The organism is Pseudomonas lalucatii (genome assembly GCF_018398425.1).
In the GTDB taxonomy this organism is placed as follows: domain Bacteria; phylum Pseudomonadota; class Gammaproteobacteria; order Pseudomonadales; family Pseudomonadaceae; genus Aquipseudomonas; species Aquipseudomonas lalucatii.
The window spans coordinates 257,324-271,029 of the sequence record NZ_JADPMV010000002.1; the positions used below are offsets into that span (position 1 = coordinate 257,324).

The 13,706-nt window shown below is 66.3% G+C and carries 11 protein-coding genes and 3 tRNA genes; 2 read left to right on the forward strand and 12 right to left on the reverse strand.

Features of this window, described 5'->3' with window-relative positions; translation table 11 throughout:
• Positions 1 to 35: 35 nt before the first annotated feature.
• The gene (gene mgtE / locus I0D00_RS14475) at positions 36 to 1,478 is read right to left on the reverse strand and encodes a magnesium transporter (RefSeq protein WP_213640546.1); all 1,443 of its coding nucleotides are present in this window, start codon (positions 1,476 to 1,478) and stop codon (positions 36 to 38) included.
• Between the two features lie 373 nt (positions 1,479 to 1,851).
• On the opposite strand from mgtE, the gene I0D00_RS14480 reads away from it, so the two are divergent.
• Positions 1,852 to 2,799, forward strand: a complete 948-nt coding sequence (locus tag I0D00_RS14480) for an IS481 family transposase (RefSeq protein ID WP_213640547.1) — start codon at positions 1,852 to 1,854, stop codon at positions 2,797 to 2,799.
• A gap of 33 nt (positions 2,800 to 2,832) precedes the next feature.
• Entirely contained in the window at positions 2,833 to 3,324 is a 492-nt protein-coding gene (locus I0D00_RS14485) for a DUF4124 domain-containing protein (RefSeq protein WP_213640548.1), read from the forward strand.
• A 57-nt stretch (positions 3,325 to 3,381) separates the two neighbouring features.
• On the opposite strand, the gene I0D00_RS14490 is transcribed toward I0D00_RS14485, so the two are convergent.
• The 11 genes from I0D00_RS14490 to astD form a co-directional block, all read right to left on the reverse strand.
• Positions 3,382 to 3,458, reverse strand: a tRNA-Arg gene (locus I0D00_RS14490).
• A 73-nt stretch (positions 3,459 to 3,531) separates the two neighbouring features.
• Positions 3,532 to 3,608 (reverse strand) — tRNA-Arg (locus I0D00_RS14495).
• A gap of 108 nt (positions 3,609 to 3,716) precedes the next feature.
• Positions 3,717 to 3,807, reverse strand: a tRNA-Ser gene (locus I0D00_RS14500).
• A 62-nt stretch (positions 3,808 to 3,869) separates the two neighbouring features.
• Positions 3,870 to 4,055 (reverse strand): carbon storage regulator CsrA, encoded by a 186-nt coding sequence (csrA, locus tag I0D00_RS14505; protein ID WP_069517029.1) that lies wholly within the window; start codon positions 4,053 to 4,055, stop codon positions 3,870 to 3,872.
• Between the two features lie 184 nt (positions 4,056 to 4,239).
• A complete protein-coding gene (locus I0D00_RS14510; RefSeq protein ID WP_213640549.1) occupies positions 4,240 to 5,478 on the reverse strand; it encodes an aspartate kinase in 1,239 nt (412 codons plus the stop codon).
• Positions 5,479 to 5,590: 112 nt separating this feature from the next.
• Positions 5,591 to 8,215, reverse strand: coding sequence for an alanine--tRNA ligase (gene alaS / locus I0D00_RS14515; RefSeq protein ID WP_213640550.1), 2,625 nt, complete (start codon positions 8,213 to 8,215; stop codon positions 5,591 to 5,593).
• A gap of 120 nt (positions 8,216 to 8,335) precedes the next feature.
• Entirely contained in the window at positions 8,336 to 9,340 is a 1,005-nt protein-coding gene (gene ltaE, locus I0D00_RS14520) for a low-specificity L-threonine aldolase (protein WP_213640551.1), read from the reverse strand.
• Positions 9,341 to 9,487: 147 nt separating this feature from the next.
• A complete protein-coding gene (astE, locus tag I0D00_RS14525) occupies positions 9,488 to 10,504 on the reverse strand; it encodes a succinylglutamate desuccinylase (RefSeq protein WP_213640552.1) in 1,017 nt (338 codons plus the stop codon).
• A gap of 10 nt (positions 10,505 to 10,514) precedes the next feature.
• Positions 10,515 to 10,799: a topoisomerase II gene (locus I0D00_RS14530; RefSeq protein WP_213640553.1), complete on the reverse strand. Its 285-nt coding sequence runs from the start codon at positions 10,797 to 10,799 to the stop codon at positions 10,515 to 10,517.
• 88 nt (positions 10,800 to 10,887) lie between these two features.
• On the reverse strand, positions 10,888 to 12,237 hold the full coding sequence (astB, locus tag I0D00_RS14535) for an N-succinylarginine dihydrolase (RefSeq protein ID WP_213640554.1): 1,350 nt from the start codon (positions 12,235 to 12,237) through the stop codon (positions 10,888 to 10,890).
• Positions 12,234 to 13,697, reverse strand: coding sequence for a succinylglutamate-semialdehyde dehydrogenase (gene astD / locus I0D00_RS14540; protein ID WP_213640555.1), 1,464 nt, complete (start codon positions 13,695 to 13,697; stop codon positions 12,234 to 12,236). The genes astB and astD overlap by 4 nt, the downstream gene beginning before the upstream one ends.
• Between the last annotated feature and the right edge of the window lie 9 nt (positions 13,698 to 13,706).

Sequence of the window (13,706 nt, forward strand, 5' to 3'; positions counted from 1 at the left end):
CAGCGCTCCCTCACCACCGCCGGACAAGGCCAGCCTCACAGCAGAAACACCGAGGCCAGCCCGAGGAAGATAAAGAAACCGCCACTGTCGGTCACCGCCGTGATCATCACGCTGGCGCCCATCGCCGGGTCGCGCCCCATGCGCACCAGGGTCATGGGAATCAACACCCCCATCAGCGCGGCCAGCAACAGGTTCAGGGTCATGGCGGCGGTCATCACCACGCCCAGCGACCAGCTGTCGTACAGCAGGAAGGCCACGACGCCGATCACCCCGCCCCACACCAGGCCATTGATCAGCGACACCCCCAGCTCCTTGCGGATCAGCCGCGAGGTATTGCCGGTGCTGACCTGGTCCAGCGCCATGGCGCGGACGATCATGGTAATGGTCTGGTTGCCGGAATTGCCGCCGATGCCGGCGACTATGGGCATCAACGCCGCCAGGGCCACCAGCTTCTCGATCGAGCCCTCGAACAGGCCGATCACCCGCGAGGCGAGGAAGGCGGTGATCAGGTTGATCGCCAGCCAGGCCCAGCGGTTGCGCAAGGACTTCCACACCGAGGCGAAGATATCCTCCTCCTCGCGCAGACCGGCCATGTTGAGGACCTCACTCTCACTCTCCTCGCGGATCAGGTCGACCATCTCGTCGATGGTCAGGCGGCCGATCAGCTTGCCGTTCTTGTCCACCACGGGCGCGGAAATCAGGTCGTAGCGTTCGAAGGCCTGGGCCGCGTCGTAGGCGTCCTCATCCGGGTGAAAGCCCACCGGATCGGTTGCCATCACCTCACTGACCAGACGCTCCGGATCGTTGACCAGCAGCCGCTTGATCGGCAGCACGCCCTTGAGCACACCGTCGTAGTCGACCACGAACAGCTTGTCGGTATGCCCCGGCAGCTCCTTGAGGCGACGCAGGTAGCGCAACACCACCTCGAGGCTGACGTCTTCGCGGATGGTGACCATCTCGAAGTCCATCAGCGCGCCGACCTGCTCCTCCTCGTAGGACAGCGCCGAGCGCACGCGCTCGCGCTGCTGCGCGTCGAGGCTTTCCATCAGCTCATGGACGACGTCGCGCGGCAGCTCGGAGGCCAGGTCGGCCAGCTCGTCGGCATCCATCTCCTTGGCCGCCGCGAGTATCTCGTGGTCGTCCATGTCGGCGAGCAGCGTCTCGCGCACCGCATCGGAGACTTCCAGGAGGATGTCACCGTCGCGCTCGGCCTTGACCAGCTGCCAGATGGTCAGGCGGTCGTCGAGCGGCAAAGCCTCGAGGATATGGGCGACATCGGCGGGGTGCAGATCGTCGAGCCTGCGCTGCAGCTCGGCAAGGTTCTGCCGGTGCACCAGGTTTTCCACCAGGTCCTGGTGCTGCCCCTCCTGGCGATGGGTCAGGTCTTCGACCACCTTGTGGCGGTGCAGCAGTTCGACCACCTGGGCGAGGCGATCCTGCAGGCTTTCTTGCGGCTTCTTGGCGTCTACTTCAGTCATGGCGCGCTCCTCCCCCAGCGGCGGCGCACGCCAAAGAGGGTCAATCAGTCAATACGCGATTGCACAATCGAGATTCAAAGTAACTACTGGGTAAGTCCATGGTGGTGTCCCACAGGCCCCGGCGGGGCCGACCGGCAGATCATAACACCGCCCCAGGCCCGTGCGCGTGACAAAAGCCAGCCAAGAACAAGCGCTTGCACCACAAACCTGAGTAGTTTCTACGCATGTGCAACTGCGACGCCCGCGCCGGGCCGCAAGGCACCACTGGCGCAGAGCGGACGGTGGGCTAGGTGTGATCTCTCAGTAGGTTGTTCATCCGGGGCATTCCCGGAATTCTGGAAGTGCGACCAACCTAGCCTTCCAGGAGCCCCGGATGAACCTGCATAAACATGCCCGTCTTACCCCTCGCGGTCGAGCCCTTTTGGTTCAGCGCATCCAGCACGGCTTGCGGGTCGAAGAAGCCGCCCAGGCGGCCGGTGTGAGCGTGCGAACCGCCTACAAATGGTTGCGGCGCTTTCGCGAGGAAGGCGAGGCCGGGTTGATGGATCGTTCATCACGTCCGCAACACTGCCCGCATGCGACACCCGATACCGTGGTCGAGCGTCTGATCGAACATCGGCGATGCCGCAAGACCTATCGGCAGATCGCCAGAGAGCTAGGCTTGGCCGTCAGCACTGTTGCGCGCCGCCTGCGGCGGGCCGGCTTTCATCGACTGGCTGAGCTGGAGCCGGCGCCACCGGTGGTGCGCTACGAGTACCCGACACCCGGAGATCTGCTGCATCTGGATATCAAAAAGCTGGGCCGTTTCTGGCGACCTGGCCATCGGGTCACCGGCGACCGCCAGCAGAACTCCGACGGCGCGGGCTGGGAATTCGTCCACGTGGCCATCGACGATGCCAGCCGCATCGCCTTCAGCAGCCTGCATCCTGACGAGCGTGGTCGCAGTGCTTGCCAAGCCTTGCTCCAGGCGCTGCGCTACTACCGCAGCCTGGGCATTCGTTTCACCCGCATCATGACCGACAACGGCAGCTGCTATCGCTCTCGCACGTTTCGGCGTTTGCTCAGACGATTGGGGCTGCGCCATCTGCGCACCAAACCTTACACGCCACGCACCAACGGCAAGGCCGAGCGCTTCATCCAGACCAGTCTGCGCGAGTGGGCCTATGCCCATAGCTATGAAAGTTCGGCACAGCGAGCACAGCACCTGACGCCCTGGCTACATCACTACAATTGGCACCGGCCACACGCCAGCCTCGGCTACCAGCCACCAATCAGTCGCGTTCCGCTTTCACTGAATAACGTACTGGGTTTACACAGCTAGGCTGCTTTTCTGATCGTCAAGGAGGACGTCTCGATGCACCGACTGCGTTGCTTTGCGCTCTGCGCGACCCTGCTATGCCCCTCACCCCTGCTGGCCGCGACCGTGTTTCGCTGCGAAGACCCCGGCGGCCACATCACCTTCACCCTGCAAGGCTGCAGCGAGGCGCAGGACCTGCAGCTGCACCGCGCCCATAACCCGACACCTGGCAGCGGCCAGCCGGTGCCATTGGCGCAGACCGGCAAAACGACCCGCACCAGGTCGCAGGCAAAACCCAGTGCCCCACTGGTGGTTGGCGAGCAAGGCGACGGCTGCGGCAATCGCGTCACCGGCAGCGCCCGGCGTACGGCCATGATCAGGCAACAGGTGCTCGCCGGCATGACCCGCAGCGACGTCGAGAGCGCACTCGGAAAGCCGGACAAGATCAGCACCCAGAACGGCCGGACGCGCTACCACTATCGCGACCGCGAAGGCAGCAGTCGGCAGATCAGCTTCGACGATGCCGGCTGCGTCAAGGGAAAACCCTAGGCCACAAAAAATCCGCACAAAGAAAAAGGGCCTGCATCGCTGCAGGCCCTTTCGGTATGGCGCACTCAGGAGGATTCGAACCTCCGACCGCCCGGTTCGTAGCCGGGTACTCTATCCAGCTGAGCTATGAGTGCGTATGGCGCTTTTAGACCAGATCACCGCTGGTTAAAACAAAATGGCTTACATCACTGCAAGCCATTTGCTGTATGGCGCACTCAGGAGGATTCGAACCTCCGACCGCCCGGTTCGTAGCCGGGTACTCTATCCAGCTGAGCTATGAGTGCACTGAGCGTGCGCATTATAGGGAGCAAAATCTCTTTTTCAAGCATTATTTCGATTAATTTCAACAACTTATCGAGCTAACGCTGAAACCCACCCTACACTGCAAAATATGGCGGAGAAGGGGGGATTCGAACCCCCGACACCCTTTTGAGGTGTACTCCCTTAGCAGGGGAGCGCCTTCGGCCACTCGGCCACCTCTCCGCAACACGGGGCGCATGATAACCATGTTTTCCCCGTTTGCAAAGCCAAAATTTCGAGAAAAATTAGTGGCTTGGTTCGTCGCCTTTCTCTTTCTGAATACGCTGGTAAATCTCCTCACGGTGCACGGCAACCTCCTTCGGCGCGTTGACGCCGATGCGCACCTGATTACCTTTCACGCCCAACACGGTGACAGTCACTTCATCACCGACCATCAGGGTCTCTCCGACCCGGCGAGTCAGAATCAGCATTCCTTTCTCCTCACGGCTTACATTTCAGGACAACAGTCTGCAAAAAAGAAAATGGTGGCAGCCCCGAGCAGCTTAAGCGGAACCTTCACCCAAGTATTGACCAGAGTGGGCAGAAAGAAAGTCCTGCCCCCCACCAACCAAAAAGACGAAAGGCGCGGAACCTGCCGCGCCTTTCGGATATGCCTCAGTCGCCCTGGCGGGCCGGAGCGTCCAGCTCGAACGCGGTATGCAGGGCGCGCACCGCGAGTTCCAGGTATTTCTCCTCGATCACCACCGACACCTTGATCTCCGAGGTGGAGATCATCTGGATGTTGATGTTCTCCTTGGCCAGGGCCTCGAACATGCGGCTGGCGACGCCCGCGTGAGAGCGCATGCCGACGCCGACGATGGACACCTTGGCGATCTTGATGTCGCCGACCACTTCCCGGGCACCCAGCTCGCGCGAGGTGTTTTCCAGCACCTGCTGCGCACTCTGGTAGTCGTTGCGGTGCACGGTGAAGGTGAAGTCGGTGGTGTTATCGTGGGACACGTTCTGCACGATCATGTCCACTTCGATGTTGGCGGCGCTGATCGGGCCAAGGATCTTGAAAGCCACGCCCGGGATGTCCGGCACGCCACGGATGGTCAGCTTGGCTTCGTCGCGGTTGAAAGCGATGCCGGAGATGATCGGCTGTTCCATGGTTTCCTCTTCATCAAGGGTAATGAGGGTGCCCGGCCCCTCTTGGAAGCTGTGCAGCACGCGCAGCGGGACGTTGTACTTGCCGGCGAACTCCACCGAACGGATCTGCAGCACCTTGGAGCCGAGGCTGGCCATTTCCAGCATTTCCTCGAAGGTGATCTTCTCCAGGCGCTGGGCCTGGGGCACCACGCGCGGGTCGGTGGTGTAGACCCCGTCGACGTCGGTGTAGATCTGGCACTCGGCGGCCTTCAGCGCCGCGGCCAGGGCCACCCCGGTGGTATCGGAGCCGCCACGGCCGAGGGTGGTGATGTTGCCGTGCTCGTCCACCCCCTGGAAGCCGGCGACCACCACCACGCGCCCGGCCTTGAGGTCGTTGCGCAGCTTCTGGTCGTCGATCTGCAGGATGCGCGCCTTGTTGTGCGCGCTGTCGGTGAGGATGCGCACCTGGTTGCCGGTGTAGGACACCGCCGGCACGCCGCGCTTGATCAGCGCCATGGCCAGCAGGGCGATGGTCACCTGCTCGCCGGTGGACACCATGACATCCAGCTCCCGCGGTACCGGCTGATCGTCGCTGACCTGCCTGGCCAGGTCGATCAGGCGGTTGGTCTCGCCACTCATGGCCGACACCACGACGACGATATCGTCGCCGTTCTCGCGGAATTTCTTGACCTTCTCGGCCACCTGCTGAATACGTTCAACGGTGCCGACGGAGGTGCCCCCGAATTTCTGTACGATCAAAGCCATTTCAAAGCCGCCTCAGCCCGTGAAGGGCGCCCATTAGACATTCAACTCAGCGCAGTGCCAAGGCCCGCCGGGCGGGGCCCGACCTCGGCGTCGCCGGCGCACCGGCGGGTGCTTACAATCCCTGCTCGGCGAAGGCCACGGCCAGCGCCAGGGCGCCGTCCAGCGCCGCCGCATCGCTGCCGCCACCCTGGGCCATGTCCGGGCGACCGCCGCCCTTGCCGCCCACGGCCGCCGCCGCCTGTTTCATCAGCTCGCCGGCCTTGAGCTTGGCGGTCAGGTCCTGGGTCACCCCGGCCACCAGCACCACCTTGTCGTCCTGCACGCCGCCGAGCAGGATCACCGCGCTGCCGAGCTTGTTCTTCAACTGGTCGACCATGGCCAGCAGCGCCTTGCCGTCGAGGCCGTCGAGCCGTGCGGCCAGCACCTTGGCGCCCTTGACCTCGACGGCCGAGCCGGCCAGGTCGTTGCCCGCGGCGCTGGCGGCCTTGGCCTTGAGCTGCTCCAGCTCCTTCTCCAGCTGGCGGTTGCGCTCCAGTACGCCGGCCAGCTTGTCCAGCAGGTTGTCGCGACTGCCCTTGACCAGCGCCGCCGCCTCTTTCAGCTGCTCCTCGGCGCCGTTCAGGTAGGCCAGGGCCGCGGCGCCGGTGACCGCCTCGATGCGGCGCACGCCGGCGGCCACGCCGCCCTCGCTGACGATCTTGAACAGGCCGATGTCGCCGGTACGGGAGACGTGGGTGCCGCCGCACAGCTCGACCGAGAAGCCGCCGCCCATGGTCAGCATGCGCACGGTCTCGCCGTACTTCTCGCCGAACAGCGCCGCGGCGCCCTTGGCCTTGGCCGTGTCGATATCGGTCTCCTCGGTCTCCACTTCGCTGTTCTTGCGAATCTCGCCGTTGACCATATCCTCCAGGGCCTTGAGCTGGGCCGGGGTCACCGCCTCGAAGTGGCTGAAGTCGAAACGCAGGCGCTGGCTGTCGACCAGCGAGCCCTTCTGCTGCACGTGCTCGCCGAGCACCAGGCGCAGGGCCGAGTGCAGCAGGTGGGTGGCCGAGTGGTTGAGCGCCGTGGCCTGGCGCACCGTGGCGTCGACCTGGGCGGTGACCTTGGCGCCGACCTCGAGGGTGCCGCTGCCGATGATGCCGTGGTGCAGGAAGGCGCCGCCGGCCTTGGTGGTGTCACGCACGTCGAAGCGCGCAGCGGCCGCGGCGAGGAAGCCGCAGTCGCCGACCTGGCCGCCGGATTCGGCGTAGAACGGCGTCTGGCTGAGCACCACCACGCCCTCCTCGCCCTCGGCGAGCCGCTCGACCGCCTCGCCGGCCTTGAACAGGGCGACCACCTGGCCCTGGTCGGCGGTGCAGACATAGCCGGTGAACTGGGTGTCGGCATCCACCTTGACCAGGCTGTTGTAGTCCATGCCGAAGGCGCTGGCGGAGCGGGCGCGCTCGCGCTGGCCCTCCATCTCGCGCTCGAAGCCGGCCTCGTCGATGGTCAGGCCACGCTCGCGGGCGATGTCGCCGGTCAGGTCGACCGGGAAACCGTAGGTGTCGTAGAGCTTGAACAGGGTCTCGCCGGGGATCATCTTGCCCTTGAGGCCGACCAGGTCCTGCTCGAGGATCTTCAGGCCCTGCTCCAGGGTCTTGGCGAACTGCTCCTCCTCGCCCTTGAGCACGCGCTCGATGTGCGCCTGCTGCTGCTTGAGCTCGGGGAAGGCCTCGCCCATCTCGGCCACCAGGGCGGCGACGATGCGATAGAAGAAGCTGCCCTTGGCGCCCAGCTTGTTGCCGTGGCGGCAGGCGCGGCGAACGATGCGGCGCAGCACGTAGCCACGGCCCTCGTTGGACGGGGTGACGCCGTCGGCGATCAGGAAGCTGCAGGAGCGGATGTGATCGGCCACCACCTTGAGCGAGGCCTGGCCCTCGTTGCGGCAGCCGATGGCCTGGGCGGCGGCGTCCAGCAGCTGCTGGAACAGGTCGATCTCGTAGTTCGAGTGCACGTGCTGCAGCACCGCGCTGATGCGCTCCAGGCCCATGCCGGTGTCCACGCTCGGCGCCGGCAGCGGGTGCATGACGCCGTCTGCGGTGCGGTTGAACTGCATGAACACGTTGTTCCAGATCTCGATGTAGCGATCGCCGTCCTCGTCCGGGCTGCCGGGCGGGCCGCCGGCCACATCCGCACCGTGGTCGAAGAAGATCTCGGTGCAGGGCCCGCAGGGTCCGGTGTCGCCCATCGCCCAGAAGTTGTCGGAGGCATAGGGCGCGCCCTTGTTGTCGCCGATGCGCACCATGCGCTCGGCCGGCACGCCGACCTGCTGGGTCCAGATGTCGTAGGCCTCGTCGTCGCTGGCGTAGACGGTGACCCACAGCCTGTCCTTGGGCAGCTTCAGCCACTTGTCGCCGGTGAGGAACTCCCAGGCGAAATGGATGGCGTCGCGCTTGAAATAGTCGCCGAAGCTGAAGTTGCCCAGCATCTCGAAGAAGGTGTGGTGGCGCGCCGTATAGCCGACGTTCTCCAGGTCGTTGTGCTTGCCGCCGGCACGCACGCACTTCTGGCTGGTGGTGGCGCGGGTGTAGGCGCGCTTCTCCAGGCCGAGGAAGCAATCCTTGAACTGGTTCATCCCCGCGTTGGTGAACAGCAGGGTCGGGTCGTTGCCCGGGATCAGGGAGCTGGAGGCGACACGGGTGTGGCCTTTCTCTTCGAAGAAGCTCAGGAAGGCTTCACGGATTTCTGCGCTTTTCATAGGGTCATCCACGGAATCAGGCGGCCACGGCAAAGCCGGCAAAGGGCCGCATTATATCGGCCCTGGCATGCGAGGCTAGTGTCTTTCTCGCGAGAGGGCGCCTATTCGGCGCCCTCTCGCTCAGGGTCGGCGGAAGGCGGCGAAGGCCTCGAGCACCCGGGCGATGTCGGCAGCGGCGAAATCCAGGTGGGTGACCAGGCGCAGACGCGGCGCGGCGCTCAGGCGAATGCCCCGCTCGGCGCAGAAGGCCTTGAGCGCGGCGGCCTGCTGGTCGAGCTGCACATAGACCATGTTGGTCTGCACCGGCTCGACCGCATAGCCCAGCTCGCCCAGGCCCGCGGCGAGGCGCTCGGCATTGACGTGGTCCTCGGCCAGACGCGCCACCTGATGCTCCAGGGCGTAGAGCCCGGCGGCCGCCAGCACACCGGCCTGGCGCATGCCGCCGCCGACCATCTTGCGCAGGCGGCGCGCCTTGCCGATCAGTTCGGCGCTGCCGCACAGCACCGAGCCTACAGGCGCGCCCAGGCCCTTGGACAGGCACACCGACACCGAGTCGAAGTGACGGGTGATCTCGATCGGCTCAAGCCCCAGCTTGACCGCGGCGTTGAACAGGCGCGCGCCGTCCAGGTGCAGGGCCAGGCCATGGCGGCGGGTCAGCTCGCGGGCGGCGGCCAGGTAGGCCTGCGGCAGCACCTTGCCCTGCATGGTGTTCTCCAGGGCCAGCAGGCGGGTGCGGGCGAAGTGGAAGTCGTCCGGCTTGATCGCCGCCTCGACCCGGGCCAGGTCCAGCGAGCCATCGGCCTCCACCTCCAGCGGCTGCGGCTGGATCGAGCCGAGCACCGCGGCGCCGCCGCCTTCGTACTTGTAGGTATGGGCCTGCTGGCCGACCAGGTACTCGTCGCCGCGCTCGCAATGGGCCATCAGGCCGAGCAGGTTGCTCATGGTGCCGGTCGGCACGAACAGCCCGGCGGCGAAGCCCAGCTGCGCGGCCAGGCGGGCCTCCAGACGGTTGACCGTCGGGTCTTCGCCGTACACGTCGTCGCCCAGCTCGGCGGCCAGCATGGCCTCGCGCATGCCGGGGGTGGGCTGGGTGACGGTGTCGCTACGCAGATCGATGACGGACATGGAAGACTTCCCTGAAAGTGACGAAAGCCCCGATCCTAAGGGCGCGCCGGACGCCCGACAAGGTACAGCTGGGCGCCGACGACGCGGGACAGACGGCACGGCCCACGCCACCGGCCGGGAAATATGGCCGGGCCCGTGTACCGCGACTCAGGCCAGGTGGGCGTCCGCGGCCGGCACGACGAGAATGCCGGCGCGCAGGCCGTTCTTCACCCTGGGGTTGGGGAAGATGATGCGCGCGCCCTGCTCCTCCACCACCCAACGGGTGTCGCTGAGGTCCTCGGCGAGCAGATAGCCGACCGGCAGCTCGCTGAAATTCTCGACGTCCGCCGGCAGGTGCAGGCGGAAACCGTCGCTGTGCTTGATGATCTCCCGTGCCACGGCGAACAGCTGCAGGTCGCCGATCCCGCCGTCCTGCGCACCGGTCTCGGGCTCGCGGCCTTCGATGATGGCGTGCAGGCGCGCCTCCAGGCAATCCAGGTTGACCTGCTGGTTCTCCCCGAAGGGCCGTGCCTTGCCCAGCTCCAGGGTGAAGGACTCGGCGGCCAGCTGGCTGTAGGTGTAGGCGCTGAAGGTGACCGAGCTCTTGTTGTGCAGCAGCACCGCCTCGACCCCCGCCGCGCTCAGCCGGGCCAGCTCGCGCCTGCTGCGCGGCCGCCCCTCCTGGAAGGGGTAGAGGGCGAACTGCTCGATCTTCGAGCCGCGGATGGCGGTGTGCAGGTCGTAATGCAGGCGCGTGCGCCCGGGCTGACTGAAGAAGGTGGCGGCCAGGTGCTCCAGCTCGCAGGCGCGCAGTGCCTCGAAGCCGGTGCTCATCTCGTGGCGACCGTTGAACAGGCGGTTGATGTCCTGTTCGACGTAGCGCTCGCCCTGGCGAATCGCCGGCGGGTTGCCGAGCAGGAAGAGCATGCGCACCCGCGGCTTCAACTCGCCGCGGGCGATGCCGTGCAACAGGCGGTCGAGCAGCTCGATCGGCGCGGTCTCGTTGCCATGGATGCCGGCCGACAGCAGCAGGTCGAGGCCGTTGTCGCCGGCCGCCGGCGGGGTGACTTCCAGGGCGCCCTCGGCCAGCCAGCGCAAGCGCGTGCCCTCGGGGGTCAGCTGGAGCTTCGCTGCCGGCTCGTGGCCGGCCAGGGTCAGTTCGAGCAGTTTGCCGAGGGCAAGCATAGGGGTTACCTCAATCGTGGTTGCAGTCGGGGCCGTGGACATGCTCGTCATCGCCGAGCTCGGCCGGTTCCATTTCCAGCTCGAGACTGACCAGGTTGGTGGCCAGCGGGCGCAGCAGCAGGTTGGCGTATTCGCTGTCGCCTTCGGCGACGTCCACGCCGATCATCAGCTGGCCGTTGCCGACCTGCTGAATCCATACTTCCTTGCCCTGCCAGAGGACGGCGAAACGGGTGCAGGAGGTCTCCAGCTGGGTGCCGTCGGTATCTTCGAGGATCAGTTGCAGGGCGTCGCTCATATAATCTCCAGGGGTTGGGTAGGGTGGATGTCGCTGTATACATCCACCGGTGGATCGACGAAGCGTGATCGCCCCGGGGGCGTCGCCGTCAATCCAGCTGGAAAGGATATACCGAGCCCAGTTTAAGGATCTGCGTCAGTTCATCCAACGCCGAGCGGCACTCGAGCAGCAATTGCGGATCGGCCAGGTCGCTTTCGCGCAGCTCGTCGCGGTAGTGCCTGTCGACCCACAGGTTCAGCGTCTCGTACAGGCTCGGGGTCATGATCACCCCCGGATTGACCGCCTCCAGCTCCTGCTCCTTGAGCGCCACGCGCAGGCGCAGGCAGGCCGGGCCGCCGCCATTCTGCATGCTCTGCTTGAGGTCGAAGACCTTGACCTCGCGAATCGGGCCGTTGCCGCCGGTCAGCTGCTCCAGGTAGTTCCACACCTTGGCGTTGTTGCGGCATTCCTCCGGCACGATCAGCAGCATGCTGCCGTCGTCGCGGCTGAGCAGCTGGCTGTTGAACAGGTAGGACCTGACCGCGTCCTCGACGCCGACCGCCTCGCGCGGCACGCACACCGCCTGGAAATCGCCGCCGCGGCGGGCCAGCTTGGCGCCCAGCTCGGCGAGCACCTTGTCGGTGTCGAGGAAGGCGTCCTGGTGATAGAACAGCACCTCGCCGTTGCCCACGGCGATCACGTCGTTGTGGAACACGCCCTGGTCGATCACCGCCGGCGACTGCTGGGCATAGACCACGCCCTCCTCGCTCAGGCCGTGCAGCCGGGCCACCGCCTGCGAGGCCTCCAGGGTCTGCCGCGCCGGGTAGCGCGCAGGCTGAGGGAAGCGGCCGTCGAAGGCGCTGCGGCCGAACACGAAGAACTCCACCCCCGCCTCGCCGTAGCCCTTGCAGAAGCGCGTGTGGTTGGCCGCGCCCTCGTCGCCGAACTGCCCCACCGCCGGCAGCGCGGCGTGGTGGGCGAAGTGGCGCTGGTCGGCGAACATGGCGCCGAGCACGCGACTGGTGGTCGGGTGCTCGATCGAGCGGTGGAACTTGCAGTTGAGGTTGGCGGCGGTGAAATGCACGCGGCCGTCCGCGGTGTCGGCGCTGGGGCTGACGGTGCAGGCGTTGGCGGTCCACATGCTGGAGGCCGAGCAGCTGGCGACCAGCAACGGCATGGCCTCCTTGGCCGCCTTCTGGATGACCTGGGCATCGCTGCCGGTAAAACCCAGGCTGCGCAGCACGGCGACGTTAGGGCGCTCCTGCGGGGCCAGGACGCCCTGCTTGAAGCCCATCTCCATCAGCGCCTTCATCTTCGCCAGGCCCTGCTTGGCGGCCACCTTCGGACTGGAGACCGCCTGGCTGTTGCTCTGCGAGGCGACGTTGCCGTAGGACAGGCCACCGTAGTTATGGGTCGGGCCCACCAGCCCGTCGAAATTCACTTCAAAGGCGTTGTTCACAGGCTTACTCCGGGGGTCAGGGTGGCGGGCAGGCTCAGGCTCTCGCTCTCCAGCGAGGCCACCGGGTAGGCGCAGTAGTCCGCCGCGTAGTAGGCACTGGCGCGATGGTTGCCGGAGGCGCCGACGCCGCCGAAGGGGGCGCTGCTGGCCGCACCGGTCAGCTGCTTGTTCCAGTTGACGATGCCTGCCCGGCTCTCCAGCCAGAAGCGCTCGTAGCAGGCCTTGGAGTCCGACAACAGGCCGGCGGCCAGGCCGTACTGGGTGTTGTTGGCCTCGGCGATGGCGGCATCGAAATCGGCGTAGCGGACCACCTGCAGCAGCGGACCGAAGAACTCCTCGTCGGCCCGCTCGGCGACCGCGGTCACGTCGAGGATGCCCGCGGTCAGCAGGGCCGCGCCCGGCTCCGGCTGGGTCATCAGCAGCAGCGCGGTGGCGCCCTTGGCCAACAGCGCCTGCTGCGCCTGCATCAGCTGTTCGGCCGCCGCCAGGGAGATCACCGACCCCATGAACGGCGCCGGCTGCTCGTCGTAGCGGCCGACCCTGAGCCGGCCGGCGACCTGCACCAGGCGCGCCAGCAGGGCATCGCCCCAGGCGCCCTGGGGCACCAGCAGGCGGCGCGCGCAGGTACAGCGCTGGCCGGCGGAGATGAAGGCCGACTGGATGATGGTGTAAACGGCGGCATCCACATCGGCGACATGATCGACGACCAGCGGGTTGTTGCCGCCCATCTCCAGGGCCAGGATCTTCTCCGGACGCCCGGCGAACTGGCCGTGCAGCAGGTTGCCGGTGCGGCTCGAGCCGGTGAAGAACAGGCCGTCGATGCCGGGGTGGCCGGCCAGGGCCACGCCGGTCTCGCGCGCGCCCTGGAGCAGATTGAGCACGCCATCCGGCAGCCCGGCCTCGATCCAGCACTTGACGGTCAGCTCGGCGACCTTCGGCGTCAGCTCGCTGGGTTTGAACACCACCGCATTGCCGGCCAGCAGCGCCGGCACTATGTGGCCGTTGGGCAGGTGGCCGGGAAAGTTGTAGGGGCCGAACACCGCCACCACGCCATGGGGCTTGTGCCGCAGCACGGCGGTGGCGTCGCCCAGCGGGCCGCGCTTCTCGCCGGTGCGCTCACGGTAGCTCTGCACCGAGATGGCGACCTTGTTGACCATGCTGGTCACCTCGGTCGCCGCCTCCCACAGCGGCTTGCCGGTTTCCTCGCCGATCGCCCGGGCCAGCTCGTCGGCGTGGCTCTTGAGGGCCACGGCGAAGCGCTCCAGCACACCGATACGGCCGTCCAGCGAATACGCAGCCCAGCCGGGAAAGGCGGCGCGAGCGGCCCGCACGGCGGCGTCGACCTGCTGCGCGGTGGCGCCGCGGCCCTGCCACAGCACCTCTTGGCTGACCGGGTTCAAGGATTCCAGGGCCTCGCCCTGGCCGTCGTGCCAGCTAGCGGCGATGTAATGAGTGCTCATGTTGTTCTA

Bases quoted from the DNA above. Each gene is read 5' to 3' on its own strand.
- alaS (WP_213640550.1), bottom strand. From the start codon at position 8,215: ATGAAAAGCGCAGAAATCCGTGAAGCCTTCCTGAGCTTCTTCGAAGAG.
- ltaE (WP_213640551.1), bottom strand. From the start codon at position 9,340: ATGTCCGTCATCGATCTGCGTAGCGACACCGTCACCCAGCCCACCCCC.
- mgtE (WP_213640546.1), bottom strand. From the start codon at position 1,478: ATGACTGAAGTAGACGCCAAGAAGCCGCAAGAAAGCCTGCAGGATCGC.
- I0D00_RS14530 (WP_213640553.1), bottom strand. From the start codon at position 10,799: ATGAGCGACGCCCTGCAACTGATCCTCGAAGATACCGACGGCACCCAG.
- I0D00_RS14485 (WP_213640548.1), top strand. From the start codon at position 2,833: ATGCACCGACTGCGTTGCTTTGCGCTCTGCGCGACCCTGCTATGCCCC.
- astE (WP_213640552.1), bottom strand. From the start codon at position 10,504: ATGCTTGCCCTCGGCAAACTGCTCGAACTGACCCTGGCCGGCCACGAG.
- astD (WP_213640555.1), bottom strand. From the start codon at position 13,697: ATGAGCACTCATTACATCGCCGCTAGCTGGCACGACGGCCAGGGCGAG.
- csrA (WP_069517029.1), bottom strand. From the start codon at position 4,055: ATGCTGATTCTGACTCGCCGGGTCGGAGAGACCCTGATGGTCGGTGAT.
- I0D00_RS14510 (WP_213640549.1), bottom strand. From the start codon at position 5,478: ATGGCTTTGATCGTACAGAAATTCGGGGGCACCTCCGTCGGCACCGTT.
- I0D00_RS14480 (WP_213640547.1), top strand. From the start codon at position 1,852: ATGAACCTGCATAAACATGCCCGTCTTACCCCTCGCGGTCGAGCCCTT.